This window comes from Haloferula sp. A504, from assembly GCF_044385805.1.
Lineage (GTDB): Bacteria > Verrucomicrobiota > Verrucomicrobiia > Verrucomicrobiales > Akkermansiaceae > Haloferula.
In genome coordinates this window covers 1-4147 of sequence record NZ_JBISBU010000116.1, presented here as the reverse complement: position 1 = coordinate 4147, position 4147 = coordinate 1, and the positions used below count along the sequence as shown (strand labels likewise).

The 4147-nt window shown below is 59.7% G+C and carries 2 protein-coding genes; both read right to left on the bottom strand.

Annotated elements, in window-relative coordinates:
- Positions 1-2977 (bottom strand): AAA family ATPase (locus ACG2LG_RS23555; RefSeq protein ID WP_396263281.1); only part of this gene is annotated, 2977 nt, incomplete at its 3' end.
- Positions 2978-3148: 171 nt separating this feature from the next.
- Positions 3149-3916, bottom strand: a complete 768-nt coding sequence (locus ACG2LG_RS23550) for a toll/interleukin-1 receptor domain-containing protein (protein ID WP_396263279.1) — start codon at positions 3914-3916, stop codon at positions 3149-3151.
- Positions 3917-4147 lie beyond the last annotated feature (231 nt).

Genomic DNA, 4147 nt, shown 5'->3' with positions numbered 1-4147 from the left:
CCAGCTCCCGCGCGCCCCGGACCCCAGAGGAATGCCCCTGTAGAACCGCGAGGCATTGCCCGCTTTGCCCGTCCCACAGGCGCAGCGTCTTGTCCTCCGACCACGAGAGGATACGGCCGTCAGCCAGTTCCTGCGCGCCCCAGACCAGTGAGGAATGCCCCTCTAGAACCGCGAGGCATTGCCCTTTCTGCGCGTCCCACACGCGCAGAGTCTCGTCATCCGACCACGAGAGGATCCGGCCGTCGCCTAGCACCTGCGCGCCTCCGACGGAAGCGGAATGCCCCTCCAGAACGGCGAGGCATTGCCCACTCTGCCGGCCCCACAAGCGCAGCGTCTCGTCTTCCGACCACGAGAGGATCCTGCCGTCAGCCAGCTCCTGCGTGCCTTTGACCCATGAGGAATGCCCCTCCAGAACCGCGAGGCATTGCCCACTCTGCCGGCTCCACAAGCGCAGCGTCTCGTCTTCCGACCACGAGAGGATCCTGCCGTCAGCCAGCTCCTGCGCGCCCCTGACCAAAACGGAATGCCCCTCTAGAACCGCGTGGCATTGCCCGCTCTGCCAGTTCCACAAGCGCAGCGTATCGTCCTCAGACCAAGAGAGAATACGGCCACCAGACAGCTGCTGTGCCCCCAACACGGTTGATGAATGCCCCTCCAGAACCGCGAGGCACGGGTCCTTCCCGGCATTGGCCAGCCGCGGCACGCGCCGCAGCCAGAGCCAGCCGCAGCGGCCTTCCGCCAGCCACTTGTCGGCGGCAAGGGTCAGCGGGCTGTCGTCGGCGTGTTCGACGGCGAGCTGGAGGAGAATCTTGTGCGCGGGCCATTCGTCATTCCCGCGCCTCAGGATGTGTGCCCTCTCCCGGAAAAAGTTGGACCAGGGCTCGATCTGCTTCACCACTTCCCTTGGTGCCTCATGAGAAACCATTCCTAAATCCTTGAGAGCGCCTTCGAGAAGACCCACGCGGAGTTTGTGCAGGAGGAATGGGAAATTGCGGAGGAATCCCGCTGCCTGTATATATTGACCTGCCTTGGTGAGATGAAACACGCACTCGGAAAAACCGCGAATGTCGTTCGTTTCCCATTCTTTCTGCGGATCAGTTCCTTTGGCGCAGGTCGTGAAATAGTCCGCCATTTCGCGGTGCATGTCGCTTGGCTCCGCTTGCGAGCCGTATTGCTCCATCACCGCCCGGAGCAGTTGACCGTGGAAGAAGTCGAGTTGTCCGCCGCGCCGCAGGAGATACCGGCGCAGGCCCCTCTCGATCAGCAGCGAGGTGGCTGCGGCGTCCGAGCCGAGTTTGCGGGCGAGCAGGTCGGCCAGTTCCTGGCTAGCCATGCCGATTCGGCCGTGTGCCAGATAGAGGCACCACCATTGCACGGCCTCGGCACCGAACACTTCCAGCCGTTGCAGCACCCAGCGGAACAGGGCCACAGTGTCGGGATGGGCCGTAGCCATGGAGGCGAGCAGTTTCGGCACCGTCTCGTTCATCTCATTTCCGCCCAGCGTCCGAAGTTCGCCCAGCATCACGAGCAGATAGAGTGGGTTGCGCGTTTGCTGCGTTGCACAGATTGTCTCCACATGCGGGGTGTCGAGTTCCTTGCAGTATTCCCGGAGATACTCGACGACGATCATCCGCACATCCTCCTCCGTCAGAGGTTCGAGTGGAACGCGCAGGGGTGTCGGTTCGCGCGCGGAGAGCGAACGCATCACTATCTTCTCAGGACTCTCCTCTGGCGCCTCCGGATCATCGATGCAGCTGACGACTATCCGCACACTCGGACCGAGTCGCTGCGGCAACCAGTTCAAGTCATGACCATCGGAAAGTTGGTTGAGCGCGTCGAGCAAAAGCACGATGCACCTTTCGCCCGCGTAATCACCAAGACACTTGGCGAGGCGCAGGCACTGGCTGTTGAAATCCTGCTTAGGCTCTTCGCCTTCTTTCTGCTCGTCCGCCAGCCACTCGATGCCGCTGCGGTCGAGTTCGGCGAGCAAACGGCCGACCAGCGCGTAGGCGCTTGCCGAGCGTTCCGTGGCCCCGACGAAATGAGTAATTTGAAAAGTCGAGGGTTCAAGGTTTAGAGTTGAGAGCTTTGCGAGTAGCGCGGACTTGCCTTGGCCGGGCATCGCAGCGACGACGGCGAGCCGAGGCTCATCGTCGTCGGCAGGATCGCGGATAAAGGCGGTGAGTTTCTGTAATTCTTCTTTGCGGCCTTGGAACCAGCGTAGGCGCGAGTCGGCGAAGACGCTCATCTGCTCGCGCTCCGCATCTAGCGGATCCTTGGGCGGTGGTTTGGCAAGCGTGACGATCTTTTCCCATAACTCGTGCGGCACCGGGAGCGTCTCGTTGGCATATCGCGGGTCGTTCTCGGGGTCTGTGCCGAGCACCTGACGCCACACATCCTTGCTGACGTAGCGTTCGTCGCGCAACACACCGGACCAGAGGTCGTCCAACACACGGCGGCCAAACTCCTCCATCCCGAAGAAATCAGTCCCTGTCCACTCGCATGGATAGTCCCAAACCGGGCGTTCGCTGGCCCGGACTTCCTCCTTGAGGCGCTCCAACTTTTTCAGCAAGGGCGGAGGATCCACGTATTCGGTGGCGGTGGCGGGTGCCTCGCGAGCGCGTAGATAGAAATAGCTGCGTCGCTTCAGCTGGCTGGTGAGCACGGCATGGCGTATTTCCATGTCCGTGATCGATCGCATCTCTTCCTTTTGGCGTTGGCGATCTTCCTCGGACTTCAAGTGCCCGGGATCCGGCACCCAACCGTAGCGCTGGCCGAGCATACAGAGGAAGAACGGTTCCACGCGGTCGATCCATTGTCGGCAGTATTCCCAGGAATTGGCCGTTTCGCCATCCGCATCCTTCGCCGGCACGCCCCAGCGCAGATCGACGTCGAAGAACTCCAACCCCAACCTTTCCAAGCGCTCTCGCAACTCTGGGAAAACGACGGTGACCAGATGGTCCCTTTCGGCATGCATATCCCGAAAGGTGCTACTAATAAATACCCGGACTGTTTTCCACGCAGAGTTCATCGCTCACCTCCAATCGGGCACCCGACCCCGCTCCGTCCCGCGACTGCGGGATCGCGGAAGGTCGAGAAGATGAGTACGCGGACTTTGTGCGAGTCGTTTTGTGTCTCCAGCATTGGCTTACTCCATCTCCCGGGTTTTCAGGTTGCGGATCAAGTCCTCGACTCGATCTTCAAGTGGGCCGGTCGTAAGATCGAAGCACTGGATGTTGGCGAGTTGCGGTGGGAAGGACTCCTGCGCCAATGGGGAGATGACTACTGGAATGACGTTGCTTTGCTGTGATTCCTCCGCACGTTGGAGGGCATATTCGGTTTCTTGTTTGCAAAATTCGCTGGTCAGGGATGCGGGACTTAGCAGGACAAGCACGAAGCCCCGCGCGATCGCCTCATCAATGGCCGAGTAAAACGCAGTATTCCAATAGCCTCCGCATGGAATCTCGGATTGCTTCCATACAGCGTAGTCGTGCTGCTCCAGCGTATGACGAATCCGCTGCACTGTAGCCTCGTCCTTTCGTCCGTAAGAGAGAAACACCGTGGCACGCTTGAGGAGGCGGTCCAGCTTGTGAAACTGCGGCTCCAGCGGCAACGAAAGATCAATGATTTCCCGTGGCTTCCCCAGAGATTCGACCAATGCCACCTCCTCGTGGACGTATTTCGACGCCTTGGCGTTTGGGCTTTCACAAAGAACGAAGAAGTTACGAGCCTTGATCTCATCCGCGATCAGTTCGGGTAAACGCGCATCGTCGTCGCTCAGGCACTTGAGAAAGAATAGGAGTGGGCTCGCGCCCTTCTTTTCAAGGTAGTTCCGAATCTCGCGGACCTTCCCCAAGTCGCGGTGCGAGTGGGAGACGAAAATCCAAGCGCCGGAATGCCGTTGTGCCTGAGTCATGCTTTGCCCTGGGTTGTTGAATTGGACAATGGGTTCTCGCCTGCTGGTTGGGCGGACATCACCTTTTTCACCACTTCGTCAATCTGCCATGACAACTCCATCGCCCGATGAGCCAAGCTGAAGGCGCAAGAATCGTAATATACTTCTCGGCATTAACTTTTCGGATTCTCGAACAGCTGGAAGTTCTCGGTAACCAGGCTTTGAAGGCATGCACGATTTTCGCCGCTGAGC

Excerpts from the sequence above, each read along its gene's own strand:
- ACG2LG_RS23550 (WP_396263279.1), bottom strand. The coding sequence starts at position 3,916 with ATGACTCAGGCACAACGGCATTCCGGCGCTTGGATTTTCGTCTCCCAC.